Source organism: Sinorhizobium saheli (assembly GCF_001651875.1).
Classification (GTDB): domain Bacteria; phylum Pseudomonadota; class Alphaproteobacteria; order Rhizobiales; family Rhizobiaceae; genus Sinorhizobium; species Sinorhizobium saheli.
The window spans coordinates 19,602-33,046 of the sequence record NZ_LNQB01000056.1 but is presented as its reverse complement, the minus strand read 5'-3'; the positions used below and the strand labels follow the sequence as shown (position 1 = coordinate 33,046).

Genomic DNA, 13,445 nt, shown 5'->3' with positions numbered 1-13,445 from the left:
AGTGATAATGCCTGTCCGCTCGTATGCCCTTGCGGTGAATATGGCCATTATTCTCCGCAGGAATTGCGGAGAAGCGCTTGCGGGTGCGGAGAATAACGGCCATATTCACCGCAAAGGATGCGGAGAATGTTAAGCTATATTCACTACCTGGACGGCTGGCCAAGATTTGGCTGGAGCAACGATACTTTGGCAGGGCCGTTAGCGGCGATCCGACATCAACAAGGGCGCCTGCTCGGACGGATGGAAGCGTTGGGATTTGATCTTCGCGCTGAAGCAGTTCTGCATACGCTGACTGAAGACGTTGTGAAGTCCAGTGAGATCGAGGGCGAGTTTCTCGACAAGGATCAGGTCCGCTCCTCCATTGCCCGCCGGCTCGGCCTCGACATTGGTGCGCTCGCTCCTGCCGACCGCCACGTCGAGGGCGTCGTCGAGATGATGCTGGATGCAACCCAGAACTATGAGGCTCCGCTTTCCGATGAGCGGCTGTTTGCTTGGCATGCCGCGCTATTTCCGACCGGCCGCAGCGGTATGACCAAAATCATTGTGGGTGCTTGGCGTGATGAGAGTTCTGGCCCAATGCAGGTGGTCTCCGGCCCGATGGGACGAGAGCGGGTCCATTTTGAGGCGCCTGCAGCCGAACGACTTCCAGAAGAGATGGCGGCATTTCTTTCTTGGTTCAACGGACCAGCGTCGCACGACCCGGTGCTGAAAGCAGCAATTGCGCATTTGTGGTTTGTCACCATACATCCGTTTGAGGATGGCAATGGCCGCATTGCGCGCGCTATTGCCGATATGGCGCTCGCCAGGTCGGAAGGCACCTCGCAGCGCTTCTACAGTATGTCCGCGCAGATTCGGCAGGAGAGGGGGGACTACTATAGAGTCCTCGAGACAACACAGAAGGGCGATCTCGATATCACCCGCTGGCTTCTGTGGTTTATCGGCTGCCTCAATCGTGCCTTTGACGGTGCCGAAAAAACGCTCGCCAACGTCCTCCGCAAGGCGCGCTTCTGGGAAGCGCACGCCGGCCATCCGTTTAGTGAGCGTCAGCGCAAAGTCGTCAATCGACTTCTCGAGGGTTTTGAGGGCAAATTGACGTCGTCCAAGTGGGCCAAGCTAACGCAGACCTCACCGGATACAGCCCTACGCGACATCAATGACCTCGTGGCACGTGGAATTCTCGTTCGGGAGCCAAGCGGAGGGCGGAGCACCAGCTACTCTCTGTCTGATGTCGAAGAGATTCCGCTCAAGGGCGGGATTAGCGGCAGCTGAACATCAATCTGTTGACCCTGAGTTTTCAGGTTTGCGCCAAGTCGCTGTGCTGCGAGCCTGCGCAGCAGTCGCCGATCCTCTGGCGCAAAAGGCGTGCATTATCGCAGAAAGCACCGCGACGTGCTGCCAAAGCCGCTCGGCGTGCAGATATAGGGCGCGCGCCCGAGATAGGTGGTGCGCATGAGCTTGACTGCTCTTTGGGCGACCCTCTGCTTGCCCTGAACGGGTTTGCGGTCGGGCAGCGGATAGCCGGCCGCCCTGGTCACCGACGAGGTGGTCTCCTGGCTGACGGTCGAGGAGCAGCCGCAAACGGTGAGGACGAGCAATGCGGCCGCAGCGCCGCGGGCAAGCCTTCCGCGGGCTTCAAACAGACGGGATACTCTTTCCGATTTTACCTTCACGACTGCGCTCCCCGGCTTCTTTTGTTGTGAAGCGAGGTTAGCGGAAAGGCTTTAATTCGCCGTCGCGGAAAAGCCGGCAATTCGATCGGTTGCCGCATCGGCGCCTTAACCATTCGGGGCGTTCTGCGGGTCGTGTCCTGTCGGACATGGAAGGCCGGGATCGCGCCCGGCCCTGCGTCAGAAGGAGAGATCCAGCATGCGTCCCTCGAAGAGCCGGTCGCGCGAGCCTTCGAGGTGCTTGCGCATCAGCTCGCGGGCATCCTCCGCGCGGCCGTCGGCAACGGCGCGGAAGATCGCGTGGTGCTCATCGTAGACCTGCTCGAGCCCCGCCCGTGGTCCCATCAGGGAAAGCCCGTGGAGATGCATGCCGACGGCGATATGCGCCCGCAGGGCTTCTAGCGAGGCCGTGTAATAGTGGTTGTTCGAGGCCTCTGCCACGGCCTTGTGGAAGAGGAAGTCGGCATCGGTGCGGTGGAGCTGGTGGCTCGTCGCCTCGCGCAGTTCGGCAAGGGCGGCTGCGATCCGGGCGATCGCCGCCTCGTCGCGCCGCTGGGCGGCAAAATAGGCTGCAGCCGGCTCTATCGTCAGGCGGAATTCATAGCAGCGCTGGATGTCGGCGATCGACTTGACCGGCGAATAGGCAAGCTGGGCGGCGGCCGAGACCTGGGCGCTGACGAAGGTGCCCGCGCCCTGGCGCGAATAGATCAGCCCCTGCTCGCGGAGCCGACTGAGCGCGTCGCGCACGACCGGCCGCGAGACGCCGAGCATAGCGGCGAGCTCGTGCTCGCCCGGGAGCCGCGAATCCGGTGCGTAGTTGCCGGTGCGGATACGCTCGTGCAACTGGTCGAAGACGCGATCGACCAGCTTCACCGATTTGCCGCGTTCCGCTTTCGCTTCGGCTGCGGCCGCCTGGCCCACCTCGGCTCTCTCCGTCATGCTATTCACCATTCCTCTCATCATCCCGGCTGCCGCACCTCCGGCTTCAGGACATTTATCAGAGATTGCGGATTGCCGAAGCCCCCCGACTTCACAGCGCAACGCATTCGCCCGCCGCCCGGCCGCTCCACTTCGAACCAGGGAATCCCGGCCTCTATCTCGCCCTTCGGCGTGAGCACGCGGGCGCCGAGAGAAGACAGGATAGCATAGGCCGTATCGCCGCCGCCCATCATCACCATGTCGGGGACCGCGGTATCGACGATGTGTGTGACGCCCTCGGCAAAGCGCGCTGCGACCTCTTGCGCCGGATCGGTCATCTCGCCGGAGCACTGGAGAAGCATCGGCAGCGCCCCCGGCATGCCGCTCTCGGGAACCGCTCCCCCCGGCGCCTCCCGATAGCTCCGGACGAGGCCGCTCGTCAGCAAGAGGTCGATCTGTGCCGCGGTGATCGGGTCGCGCGAACCGAAGGCGAAGAGCGTCTTCGCGGACGGCCTGAAGACTGCTTTCGAGGAGAGCTTCTCCACCCGCCGGGCGATGGCGCAGCCAAGCCCACGCGCGCCGACGGCGACTGTTCTCGAGCAGTCGAGGCCTTCGACGATCCTGTCGAGATCGTCTTCTGACGCAGCGTCGGCAACCGCAATCTCGGCCTTGCCGCCTGAAAAGAGCGGTTCTATCGCAAGCGGCTCGGCCACGCCGAAGCCGATGACATGCCCGCGGCGGGTGTGACGCTGCTGATCGGGCACGGCCGGCGCGACCAGAAGGTGGCCATAGCCGAAGGCGCTGGCGAGCGCCTCGCTTTCGACCGCGACATTGCCCTTGAGCCTCGAGTCGATCTTCTTGAGAACCACTTCGGGGGAGGCCCGCTTCAGCGGGATCGCCGCCTGCCGCACCCGCTCCGCGGCCTGGGCGGGATCGAGCGCCCGCGAGAGCGTGTTGACGACGACGACTTCGGCATCCGCCGCGATCGCCGCCTCGACCGCATCCACGTCCAGCGCGACGGCGACGCGCAGGCCGGCATCGACGAAAGGCGTTCCGGTGTCGAGGGCGCCCGTCAGGTCATCGGCGACGATGGCGACTTTGATTCCCATGGCACGCTATTCCCCGTTCACCGCATGGCAGGCCACGAGGTGACCGGGCCGGGCCTCCTTCCATCTCGGAACCTTGTGCCGGCAGACCTCCATCGCGATCGGGCAGCGCGTGTGGAAGCGGCAGCCGGAGGGCGGAGCGAGCGGGCTTGGCACGTCGCCCTGGAGGACCTGCCGCTGGCGGTTGCGCTCAAGCGCGGGGTCAGTCTCCGGGACCGCCGACAGCAGCGCTTTGGTGTAGGGGTGGAGCGGCGACTGGAAGAGTTCGTCGCGGCTCCCAAGCTCGGCGAGACGCCCGAGATACATGACGCCGACGCGTGTCGAGATGTGGCGCACGACGGCAAGATCGTGGGCGATGAAGAGATAGGTGAGCCCGTATTTCTCCTGCAGGTCGAGCAGCAGGTTGATGATCTGCGCCTGGATCGACACGTCGAGCGCCGAGATCGCCTCGTCGCAGACGATGAACTTCGGCTGGCAGGCGAGCGCCCGGGCGATCACCACGCGCTGGCGCTGGCCGCCGGAAAGTTCGTGCGGATAGCGCGAGGCGAAGCGCGGCGGCAGGCCGACATCGGTGAGCAGCGCCGCGACCTTCCCCTCGAGTTCGGCCTTCGTCGCAAGCTTGTGGAAGAGGATCGGCTCGCCGATCGCCTCGCCGACGGTCATGCGGGGGTTGAGCGTCGAATAGGGGTCCTGGAAGACGATCTGCAGATCGCGCCGGAAGGGCCGCATCCGCTTCTCGTCGAGCGCGGTCAGATCCTGGCCCTTGTAAAGCACCTTGCCGGAGGTCGCCCGGTGCAGATTCAGAATGGTGAAGCCGGTGGTGGACTTGCCGCAGCCGGATTCGCCGACGAGGCTCAGCGTCTCGCCTTCGGCAATGTCGAGGCTGACATCGTCGAGCGCATGGACGGTTGCCGCCCGCTCGCCGAAGGCTCCGAGACGCACGTGGAAATGCTTGACCAGGTTTTCGATCTTGAGAAGAGGTTGGGCACCCATCAGGCGGCCTCCTGTGCTTTTTCAACGGCAAAGCAGGCGGCCCGATGATGGCCTGCGGCGGCGACGGGCTCGAGCTTCGGCACATGGGTGCGGCAGATGTCCATCGCTAACGGGCAGCGCGGCGCGAAGGGACAGCCTTGCGGCCTGCGTCCGGGTTCGGGCGGCGTGCCGCCGATCGAATTCAACCGCGAGGTCGGCTGGTCGGAAAGCTTCGGGATCGAGGCAAGCAGGCCGCGGGTATAGGGATGGCGCGGATTGGCATAAAGCGCGTCGACCGGCGCATCCTCGACCACGGTGCCGGCATAGAGCACGACGACGCGATCGACGAGGCCGGCGATGAGCGCGAGGTCGTGGGTGATCCAGACCACCGACATGCCGAGTTTTTCCCGCAAATCCTTCACCAGGTCGACGATCTGCGCCTGGATCGTCACGTCGAGCGCCGTCGTCGGCTCGTCGGCGATCAGGAGTTTCGGCTCGCAGGCGAGACCGATCGCGATCATCACCCGCTGGCGCATGCCGCCGGATAATTCGTGCGGATAGGCCTGAATGCGCTCCTCCGGCCCCGGAATGCCGACGAGCCGCAGGAGTTCGACCGCGCGTTTGCGCGCCTCCTGCCTCCCCATGCCGCGATGGTAGATCAGCGGTTCGGCAAGCTGGTCGCCGATGCGCATCACCGGGTTGAGCGATGTCATCGGGTCCTGGAAGACGAAGCCGATGTCGCCGCCGCGAACCTTGCGCAGCTCCCGGTTCGACATTCTCTGCAGGTCGCGGCCGTCGAAGTGCGCTTCGCCCTTCGCGACCCGGATCTTGTTCGGCAGGAGCCGCATCAGGCTCAGCATCGTCAGGCTCTTGCCGCAGCCGGACTCGCCGACGACGCCGAGCGTTTCGCCTTTGTCGACATGCAGGTCGATGCCGTCGACCACGACGGCCGAGCCGTTGCGCGTCTCGATTTCGATCGTCAGCCCCTTGACGTCGAGAAGGCGGTTTCCTGTCTTCGTCATTTGCTGCCTCGCGGGTTCAGAGCATCGTTGAGCCCATCTCCAAGGAATGAGAAGGCGACCGATGCGAGACCGAGGACCGCCGCGGGTGCGGCAAGCAGATGCGGATAGTGCTGCCAGACGCGCAGGCCGTCGGAGATCATGTTGCCCCAGCTCGGTGTCGGCGGGTTGACGCCGACGCCGAGGAATGAGAAGGCGCTTTCGAGCACCATTGCCGTGCCGAGGCCGGCGCTGACGGCGACGATCAGGGGTCCCAGCGCATTCGGCACGACATAGCGCATGAGGATGATGCGGTTGGAAAGCCCGAGCGCCTGGGCGGCGGTGATATAGGGCCGGCTGCGGATCGACAGCACCTGGGCGCGCACGAGACGCGCATAGGGCGGCCAGGAGATCAGCGCCATCGAGCCGAAGACGAGCAGGAAATCGATCCACACCGTCTCGCGGTAGAAGGGGTTCAGGGTCGCGAGATAGCGCGCCTCCATCCATTGGGCGATCGGCGTCTTCAGCGAGGCGTTGATGACGACGACGAGAAGCAGGTTCGGCACCGACATGGTCACGTCGGTCAGCCACATGATCACCCGGTCGAACGGATTGCCGAAGAAGCCGGCGATCGCGCCAAGCGCGGTGCCGATGACGAGCGCGATTGTCGTCACCACCACGGCGACGAGAAAGGCGGTGCGCGTCCCGTAGACGACCCGGCTGAAGACGTCGCGGCCCAGGTCGTCCGTGCCGAAGAGATGGGCGAGCGACGGCGCCTGGTTGCGCGCGGCAAGATCCTGGCTGAGGAAATCGTAGGGCGTCAGATAGGGGCCGAAAAGCGCCGTGAAGGCGAGGAGAGCGACGATCAGGAGCCCGAAGATCGCGAGCCGGTTCCGTTTCAGACGGTACCAGGCATCGCGCCACAGGCTGACAGGCGGCTCCTCGGCAAGGATGGCGGGCTGGGTCTGAATTGCGGACATGTCAGCGGCTCCTCTTCAGGTCGGCCGCGCGCGGATCGAGCAGCGGATAGAGGATGTCGACGAGGAGGTTCGAGATCATCACCAGGAACGAGCCGATGAGCGTGATCGCCAGGATCACCGGATAATCGGAGTTGGTGAGCGCCTTGACCGTCAGGCGGCCGAGACCGGGAAAACCGAAGACGAGCTCGACGAAGATTGCGCCGTTGACGATCGTGATCATGATGAGGCCGAGCTGGGTCACGACCGGCGTCAGCACCGGCCTCAGTATATGCTTCAGCGCGACGACGATCTCCGGCACGCCCTTGGCCCGGGCGGTGCGGACGAAATCCTCGGAAAGCACCTCGATGACGGCGGCGCGGGTCTGGCGGATGATGAGCGCGATCGGCTGGAAGGAAAGCACGATCAGCGGCAGAAGGATGCGGATGTCGAAGACGCCGCCCCAGCCATAGGGCACGTTGACGCCGGGCAGGAGAACGATGAGGCCGACCATCAGCAGCGGCCCGGCGACATAGGCGGGGATTGCCCAGAGGAAGAGGGCCGAGCCGAGGATGACGTAGTCGAGCCGCCGGTTCTGGTTGAGTGCGGCGATCATGCCGAGCGGGATCGCAATCACCGCCGTCAGGATGATCGAACAGAGGGCGAGCTTGAAGGAGACGGGAGCCGCCGCCTTGATCATCGCCCAGACCGAGCGCCCGGAACTCAGCGAATTGCCGAACTTGCCCTGAAGCAGGTTCCAGACGTAATAGCCGAACTGCTCGAAGAAGGGCTTGTTCAGCCCCGCGCTCTCGCGGATCGCCTCGATGCGCTCAGGGTTATAGGCGACGTCGCCGGGCGCGCGGAGGAAGATCAGCTTGATCGGGTCGCCGGCGCCGTAGAAGGCGAGCGCGTAGACCGCCATCATCACCAGAAGCACCGACGGTATCCAGATGGCAAACCGTGTTGCGATGTAGCGCAGCATGCTGCAAATCCTCCCGCACGACGCCGGGACCCGACCAGGTCTCCGGACCGCCATGCCAATTCCGGTCGGCCGGAACGCTTGGGTGGCGCCCAACCGGCCCTTTCACGCACGGACCGCGTTCACGTGCGATCCACGCATTTCAGCCCGTGCGGAGGCCCCAGAGCATTTTGCAGTCAGGTGGAATCACCTGAGGTTGCACAATGCGGCAAGAACAAGCAGACAGAGCGGTGGCGCGAACACATGTGAGCGCATCCCGATCCAGGTCTCCGCACGCGGCCGTCGTCAAACCGTCAGGCGCACGTCAGCCGACCGAAATCTTCCACGGTTCGGCTACCTGCCAGTCGAGGTTCTTGTCGATGCCCTTGACCTCTGCGGTCGCCCAGCGCGACATCGCCTGAGCATACCAGGGGATGAACACCCAGTCTTCGCGGAACGCCTTCTGCGCCTCCTGCGCCAGCGCGATGCGCTGGGGATCGTCGGCTGCCTTGGTGGCAGCATCCGCAAGGAGGCTGTCAACCTTGTCGTTCTTGTAGCCGCCGAGCTTGTTCTGGGCATTCGACGAGGTCGAGGCGATCGAGCCCTGCAGATAGGAGACGGCATCCGGCACGCGCGTGCCGACGTCGTCGCGGAAGATCTGCACCGCATTCTGGTCGGGACCGGCATAGGCGTCCTGCTGCGGCTTCATGTCGACCGCAGAGATGCCGAGGTTCTGCCGCCACTGTTCGGCGATGAATTGCGCGGCCGCCTCGATCGCCGGCCCGGACACGCCGACGAAGAGAAGCTTCGGAAGTTTCTCCGGCCCGCCAAAGCTCGATTCCGCGAGCAGCTTCTTGGCGCCTTCCGGGTCGTATGGATAGGGCTCGAAGCCGGAATTGTCGGCGCCGGGGACCGAGTTCAGGATCTGGTCGGTCTTCTTGTGCGGGCCGTCGGGGAAGGAGGCCTTCATCAGGCCGTCGCGATCGACGGCGCGGATCAGCGCCTCGCGCACCTTCGGATCGTCCATCGGCGCGCGCTTGGTGTTGAACCAGAAATGCTGGCTCGTCGGAATGATCGGGCCGCTGGCGAAGTCGGCTCCGAGGTCCTGGACGATGGTCGAGGTGACGAGTTCGGTGTGGGCGTTGAACTCGCCGGATTTCAAGAGCGACGTCGCCGTGACGTTGTCCTCGATCGAGCTGATGTCGATCCGGGCAAGCTGGGGCTTGGGGCCGAAGAAGTTCTCGTTCGGCTCGAAGCTGAGCGTGCCGGCGTCGATATCGATCGCCGTCAGCTTGAACGGTCCGGAATAGACGGCGCCGTTGTCGGGCATGTACCAGTCGGCGATCTCCTCGCCGTCCTCGCCGCGCGACTGGGAAGCCTTGGTGATCGGCGCGATGTGGTTGGCAAGGCGCATGAAGAAGATCGGGTCCGCTTCGCTCAGCGTGACGACGACGGTGCCCTCGTCGGGCGTTGCGACACCGGAAAGCTCCTTGGCGCCGCCGCTGCTGACCTCCGCGTAACCGGCAACTTTGCTCAGCACCTGATCGGCACGCTGGTTCTTGGTGTTCGGCATCGCCGAGACGTTCCAAGAACCCTTGACATCCTCGGCGGTGATCTTGCTGCCGTCGGAGAAGGTTGCCTTGGGGTCGATCTTGAAGGTCCAGACCTTGTTGCCTTCGGAGGATTCCCAGCTTGTGAAGACGTAAGGGTGGATCTTGCCTTCGCTGTCAAAATACATCGGCGAGGCCCACCAGATCGAATTCCAGCGATAGGGCACGCCGCCGCCGCGCAAGGGCGACCAATCCTGGTTGAAGGCCGGGTTGGCGACTTTCAGCACCTGGCCCTCCTCGGCCATCACGATGCGCGCGTTCATGCCGGCTATGGTGAGCGCGACCGTGGCGCCTAAGCTGAGCTTCAGCGCCTCGCGCCGCGAAATGGCGATTGCCGCGGACTCGACATCTTTCCGTCTGGTCATTTCTTCCTCCCGTGCGTGAAACCGAGCGCCCCGCTCTCCCCGGATATAATGGCGCCCAGATTGGCGCTTACACTCGGCCCATATTGTAAATATGTCAATAAAAAATGCGAAGGAATTGCTTTTGTGTATTTCGTGTTCAAAAGTAGCCATATTTATCAATATGTTGTAAATCGAACAAATCCGGCGGCGAGATTTTCGTATTGACAACATGGGCGATGTTGAGGACAAAATCCGCCAAGCAGCGCTCACGCGACCGGGTAAAATGGTGCCTTCGGGACCAGCGGTCGCTACTTGTCAGTTCGATCGGGCGCGGAGGAGGCAGAAATGGACGGAAAACATGTAGTCGCCGGCGTCTACTGCGCCGCGGCGACGCCGCTTCAGGCGAACGGCGACCCCGATCTCGCCCTCTTTGCCGATCATTGCAGGCACCTCATCGACCAGGGATGCCACGGGATTGCGCTGCTCGGCACGACGGGCGAGGCCAATTCCTTTTCCCAAAACGAACGCCGGGCGATCCTCGAGAGCGCCCTTGCCGCGGGCATCGCGCCCGACCGGCTGATGCCCGGAACCGGCGTTGCCGCGATCCCGGAAACGGTCGCCCTGACGAGGCATGCGCTTTCGCTCGGGGTGACGAAGGTGGTGATGCTCCCGCCCTTCTATTATAATGGCGTGAGTGACGAGGGCCTCTACGCCGCTTACTCGCAAATCATTGAAAAGACGGGGGACGACCGCCTTAAGGTCATCCTCTACCATATACCGCAGGTCTCAGGCATTCCGCTGTCGATGCCGCTGGTCAAGCGGCTCGCCGCCGCCTTCCCCGGCACCGTCGTCGGCATCAAGGATTCCGCCGGCGATCTCGCGAACATGCAGGCGATCGTCAAGGAACTGCCGCATTTCTCGGTGCTGGCGGGCGCCGATCCGCTGCTCCTGCCGCTGCTGCAGTCGGGCGGCGCCGGCTGCATCACCGCGACCTCCAATCTCGTCGCCAACTCGCTTCGCTTCATCTTCGATCACGTGTGGGATGCGGAGAGGGCGGCCGAGATCGAGGCGGCGCAGGCCCGCATCAACGCCTACCGGACGCTCTCGAACGCCTATGTGCAGATTCCGACGGTCAAGGCGATGATCGCGTTGAGGACCGGCGAAGAAGCCTGGTTCCGCACGCGGGCGCCGCTGCTGCCGCTGAACGAGAGTGAGCGGGCGGACCTCGCGGCGAAATTTGCGGCTTTGCCGTAAGGGAGGAGTGGATGGTCTATTCCGCCCTGCAGCCGCACGAAGTTCAGCCTCGAATGACGGGGGAGGTGGTGCCGAGCCAGGATGAACCTGGCCGGTCGGACGCCTATCTTCCCTCGCCATGTGTGCAGAACCACGCTGCCAACCTCGCTTTTCTTCCAGACGGTACGCTCACCTGCGTCTGGTTCGGCGGCACGATGGAGGGGATGGGGGACATCTCGGTTTACATGTCGCGGCTGGAACCCGGCGCGCGGCATTGGTCCGAACCGGAGAAAATGTCCGACGACCCGGAGAAATCCGAGCAGAACCCGCTGATCTTCACCGCACCTGACGGGCGCGTGTGGCTGCTCTACACCTCCCAGACCTCCGGCAACCAGGACGGTGCCATCGTCAAGCGCCGGATATCGAATGACGGCGGCAGAACCTTCGGGCCGCCGGAGATACTGTGCGCAATTCCCGGCACCTTCGTGCGCCAGCCGATCATCGTCAACGGCGCCGGCGACTGGCTGCTGCCGGTTTTCCGTTGCATCGGCGAGGCCGGGCGGCGCTGGACGGGCGATCTCGACCGCGCGGCCGTGCTCGTCTCGCACGACCAGGGCCGCATTTGGCGGATGCAGGAGGTGCCGGAAAGCATCGGCGCGGTGCATATGAACATCGTGCCGGCCGAAGGCCAGACCATGGTCGCCTTCTACCGCAATCGCTTCGCGACCAGCGTGCTGATGAGCCGCTCGGATGACGCCGGGCTCCATTGGAGTGCGCCGCAGCCAGTCGACCTGCCCAACAACAATTCGTCGATCCAGGCGATACGCATGAAAAACGGAGCAATCGCAATGGTTTACAACCACAGCAATGCCTCCATGTCGGATGCGCGCCGCCACTCGCTCTATGACGAGATCGAGGGTGAAGACGGGGAGGCGGCGGCCCCGCCCCTTGCCTCGGTCCGCCCGGCGATCTGGGGCGTTCCCCGGGCGCCGCTGAGTCTGGCCTTCTCCACAGACGGCGGGCTGACCTTCCCTCGCCGCGTCGATCTCGACACGGGCGACGGCTTCTGCCTCAGCAACAATTCGAAGGATTCGCTCAACCGGGAGTTCTCCTACCCCTCGATCGTCGAGGACGCCGAGGGCAGGCTGCACATCGCCTACACCTATTTTCGCCGGGCGATCAAATATGTTCGGCTGGAACCGGGCTTTTTCGACCCGGCCGGCTGAGGCTGGCGGGCGCGGGTCTGACACTTGTCTGAATTGACAAGTCGATTGTGCCGCTTCCTGCGGCGCGCGGGCCCGCATGGGCGCCGGCGTTCCGGGAGGTGTGCGCCATGCCTGAACGCGGGAAATATGGTTTAAACACAGCGTGATAGCGCGGCACTCGCGAATAGTCACCAGCGTCTCGGGGCAAGTTCCGGGGAAAATTTCGGCCGATGCTCTTGCCATGCCGCTGCGTTGAAGATAACAAATTTACATCTGGTGATCGCGGCGGGAGCCCGTGATGTTCAGGGAGGACCGATCGGATGAGCAATCTGGATGCGCCCATTTCCATGGTGAGGCCGGGCGTGATCGAGTTCGGTGCCGGTGTGGCGGAGAGACTCGGCACCTGGGCGAAGGGCAAGGGCTACCGTCGCGTCCTCGTGATTTCCGATGCCTTCAACGCTTCGCGCGCCGCGCTTCTCGGGCTTGCCGGCGAGGTCAGCGTCTTCGGCGAGGTGAAGGCCGAGCCCGACACGGGCGATCTCGATCGCGTGCTCGCGGCGGCGGAGAGCGCCAATGCCGACCTCATCGTCGGCTTCGGCGGCGGCAGCGCCATGGATCTCGCCAAGCTGGCGGCCGTTCTGTCGGGGTCGGCGCAGCGGCTCGTCGATGTCATCGGTGCGGGCAGGGTGGCCGGGCCGCGCAGGGTCGCGCTCGCCCAGGTGCCGACGACGTCGGGCACGGGCAGCGAAGCCGGCATCCGCGCGCTCGTCACCGATCCGGGTACGAGGGCCAAGCTCGCGGTCGAGAGCATTCACATGCTCGCCGATATTGCCGTGATCGATCCCACGCTCACCTTCACCGTGCCGCCGAAGGTGACGGCGGCGACCGGCGTCGACGCGCTGGCGCATTGCGTCGAAGCCTTCACCAACCGCAAGGCGCATCCCGCCGTCGACATCTATGCGCTCGAAGGGGCGAGGCTGGTCGGGCGCTATCTAGCCCGCGCCGTCCGCGACGGCGGCGACGCGGAAGCGCGCGCCGGGCTTTCGCTCGCCTCGCTTTACGGCGGCTATTGCCTCGGGCCGGTGAACACCGCCGGCGGCCACGCGCTTGCCTACCCGCTCGGCACCCGCTGGCACGTGGCGCACGGAGCGGCGAATGCCCTGATCTTCCCGCATGTGCTCGCGTTCAACACCCCCGCGGTTCCCGACAAGACGAGGGCCGTCCTCGAGGCGCTCGGCCTGCCGTCCTCCGACAAGATCGGTTCCGTGTTCGAAGCCGCGCACGAATTCTGCGCCTCGCTCGGCATCGAGATGAAGCTCGGGCAACTCGGCGTGCCGGCCGATGACCTCCGCGTCATGGCCGACGACGCCTTCGCCATCCGGCGCCTGCTCGACAACAACCCGCGAGACCTTTCGCGCGCCGATATCCTCGCGATCTACGAGGCGGCTTATTAAGGCCGTATCCTTGAGGAGGGAAAA

At 64.3% G+C, this 13,445-nt stretch carries 12 protein-coding genes; 4 read left to right on the top strand and 8 right to left on the bottom strand.

The features are described 5' to 3' along the window. The first annotated feature begins 126 nt into the window (after positions 1 to 126). Entirely contained in the window at positions 127 to 1,269 is a 1,143-nt protein-coding gene (locus ATB98_RS04330; RefSeq protein ID WP_066869572.1) for a Fic family protein, read from the top strand. Positions 1,270 to 1,367: 98 nt separating this feature from the next. Here the strand turns inward: ATB98_RS04330 and ATB98_RS04325 are convergent, their stop codons facing one another. From ATB98_RS04325 to ATB98_RS04290, 8 genes are all read right to left on the bottom strand, one after another. Continuing rightward, entirely contained in the window at positions 1,368 to 1,670 is a 303-nt protein-coding gene (locus ATB98_RS04325; protein ID WP_066869569.1) for a hypothetical protein, read from the bottom strand. A gap of 177 nt (positions 1,671 to 1,847) precedes the next feature. Next, the gene (locus tag ATB98_RS04320) at positions 1,848 to 2,606 is read right to left on the bottom strand and encodes a FadR/GntR family transcriptional regulator (RefSeq protein WP_153435611.1); all 759 of its coding nucleotides are present in this window, start codon (positions 2,604 to 2,606) and stop codon (positions 1,848 to 1,850) included. 20 nt (positions 2,607 to 2,626) lie between these two features. Then, positions 2,627 to 3,694 (bottom strand): four-carbon acid sugar kinase family protein, encoded by a 1,068-nt coding sequence (locus tag ATB98_RS04315; RefSeq protein WP_066869565.1) that lies wholly within the window; start codon positions 3,692 to 3,694, stop codon positions 2,627 to 2,629. Between the two features lie 6 nt (positions 3,695 to 3,700). After that, positions 3,701 to 4,684: an ABC transporter ATP-binding protein gene (locus ATB98_RS04310; RefSeq protein WP_066869560.1), complete on the bottom strand. Its 984-nt coding sequence runs from the start codon at positions 4,682 to 4,684 to the stop codon at positions 3,701 to 3,703. After that, positions 4,684 to 5,685 (bottom strand): ABC transporter ATP-binding protein, encoded by a 1,002-nt coding sequence (locus ATB98_RS04305; RefSeq protein WP_066869557.1) that lies wholly within the window; start codon positions 5,683 to 5,685, stop codon positions 4,684 to 4,686. Before ATB98_RS04305 ends, ATB98_RS04310 begins: the two co-directional genes overlap by 1 nt. Further along, positions 5,682 to 6,641 (bottom strand): ABC transporter permease, encoded by a 960-nt coding sequence (locus tag ATB98_RS04300; RefSeq protein WP_066869554.1) that lies wholly within the window; start codon positions 6,639 to 6,641, stop codon positions 5,682 to 5,684. The genes ATB98_RS04305 and ATB98_RS04300 overlap by 4 nt, the downstream gene beginning before the upstream one ends. Before the next feature lies 1 nt (position 6,642). Further along, complete coding sequence (locus ATB98_RS04295; RefSeq protein ID WP_066869551.1) at positions 6,643 to 7,599, bottom strand: ABC transporter permease; 957 nt, start codon at positions 7,597 to 7,599, stop codon at positions 6,643 to 6,645. Between the two features lie 301 nt (positions 7,600 to 7,900). Continuing rightward, the gene (locus ATB98_RS04290; protein ID WP_066869547.1) at positions 7,901 to 9,550 is read right to left on the bottom strand and encodes an ABC transporter substrate-binding protein; all 1,650 of its coding nucleotides are present in this window, start codon (positions 9,548 to 9,550) and stop codon (positions 7,901 to 7,903) included. Between the two features lie 324 nt (positions 9,551 to 9,874). Here ATB98_RS04290 and ATB98_RS04285 point away from each other — a divergent pair, with 324 nt between their 5' ends. From ATB98_RS04285 to ATB98_RS04275, 3 genes are all read left to right on the top strand, one after another. Next, positions 9,875 to 10,783, top strand: a complete 909-nt coding sequence (locus ATB98_RS04285; protein WP_066869544.1) for a dihydrodipicolinate synthase family protein — start codon at positions 9,875 to 9,877, stop codon at positions 10,781 to 10,783. An 11-nt stretch (positions 10,784 to 10,794) separates the two neighbouring features. Continuing rightward, a complete protein-coding gene (locus ATB98_RS04280; RefSeq protein WP_066869541.1) occupies positions 10,795 to 11,988 on the top strand; it encodes a sialidase family protein in 1,194 nt (397 codons plus the stop codon). 299 nt (positions 11,989 to 12,287) lie between these two features. After that, positions 12,288 to 13,421, top strand: coding sequence for an iron-containing alcohol dehydrogenase (locus ATB98_RS04275; RefSeq protein WP_066869537.1), 1,134 nt, complete (start codon positions 12,288 to 12,290; stop codon positions 13,419 to 13,421). The last annotated feature ends 24 nt before the right edge of the window (positions 13,422 to 13,445 follow it).

What these genes read in the sequence shown, in the direction of transcription:
- ATB98_RS04315 (WP_066869565.1), bottom strand. Translation starts at nt 3,694, where the DNA reads ATGGGAATCAAAGTCGCCATCGTCGCCGATGACCTGACGGGCGCCCTC.
- ATB98_RS04305 (WP_066869557.1), bottom strand. Translation starts at nt 5,685, where the DNA reads ATGACGAAGACAGGAAACCGCCTTCTCGACGTCAAGGGGCTGACGATC.
- ATB98_RS04290 (WP_066869547.1), bottom strand. Translation starts at nt 9,550, where the DNA reads ATGACCAGACGGAAAGATGTCGAGTCCGCGGCAATCGCCATTTCGCGG.
- ATB98_RS04310 (WP_066869560.1), bottom strand. Translation starts at nt 4,684, where the DNA reads ATGGGTGCCCAACCTCTTCTCAAGATCGAAAACCTGGTCAAGCATTTC.
- ATB98_RS04295 (WP_066869551.1), bottom strand. Translation starts at nt 7,599, where the DNA reads ATGCTGCGCTACATCGCAACACGGTTTGCCATCTGGATACCGTCGGTG.
- ATB98_RS04280 (WP_066869541.1), top strand. Translation starts at nt 10,795, where the DNA reads ATGGTCTATTCCGCCCTGCAGCCGCACGAAGTTCAGCCTCGAATGACG.
- ATB98_RS04330 (WP_066869572.1), top strand. Translation starts at nt 127, where the DNA reads ATGTTAAGCTATATTCACTACCTGGACGGCTGGCCAAGATTTGGCTGG.
- ATB98_RS04320 (WP_153435611.1), bottom strand. Translation starts at nt 2,606, where the DNA reads ATGACGGAGAGAGCCGAGGTGGGCCAGGCGGCCGCAGCCGAAGCGAAA.
- ATB98_RS04275 (WP_066869537.1), top strand. Translation starts at nt 12,288, where the DNA reads ATGAGCAATCTGGATGCGCCCATTTCCATGGTGAGGCCGGGCGTGATC.
- ATB98_RS04285 (WP_066869544.1), top strand. Translation starts at nt 9,875, where the DNA reads ATGGACGGAAAACATGTAGTCGCCGGCGTCTACTGCGCCGCGGCGACG.
- ATB98_RS04300 (WP_066869554.1), bottom strand. Translation starts at nt 6,641, where the DNA reads ATGTCCGCAATTCAGACCCAGCCCGCCATCCTTGCCGAGGAGCCGCCT.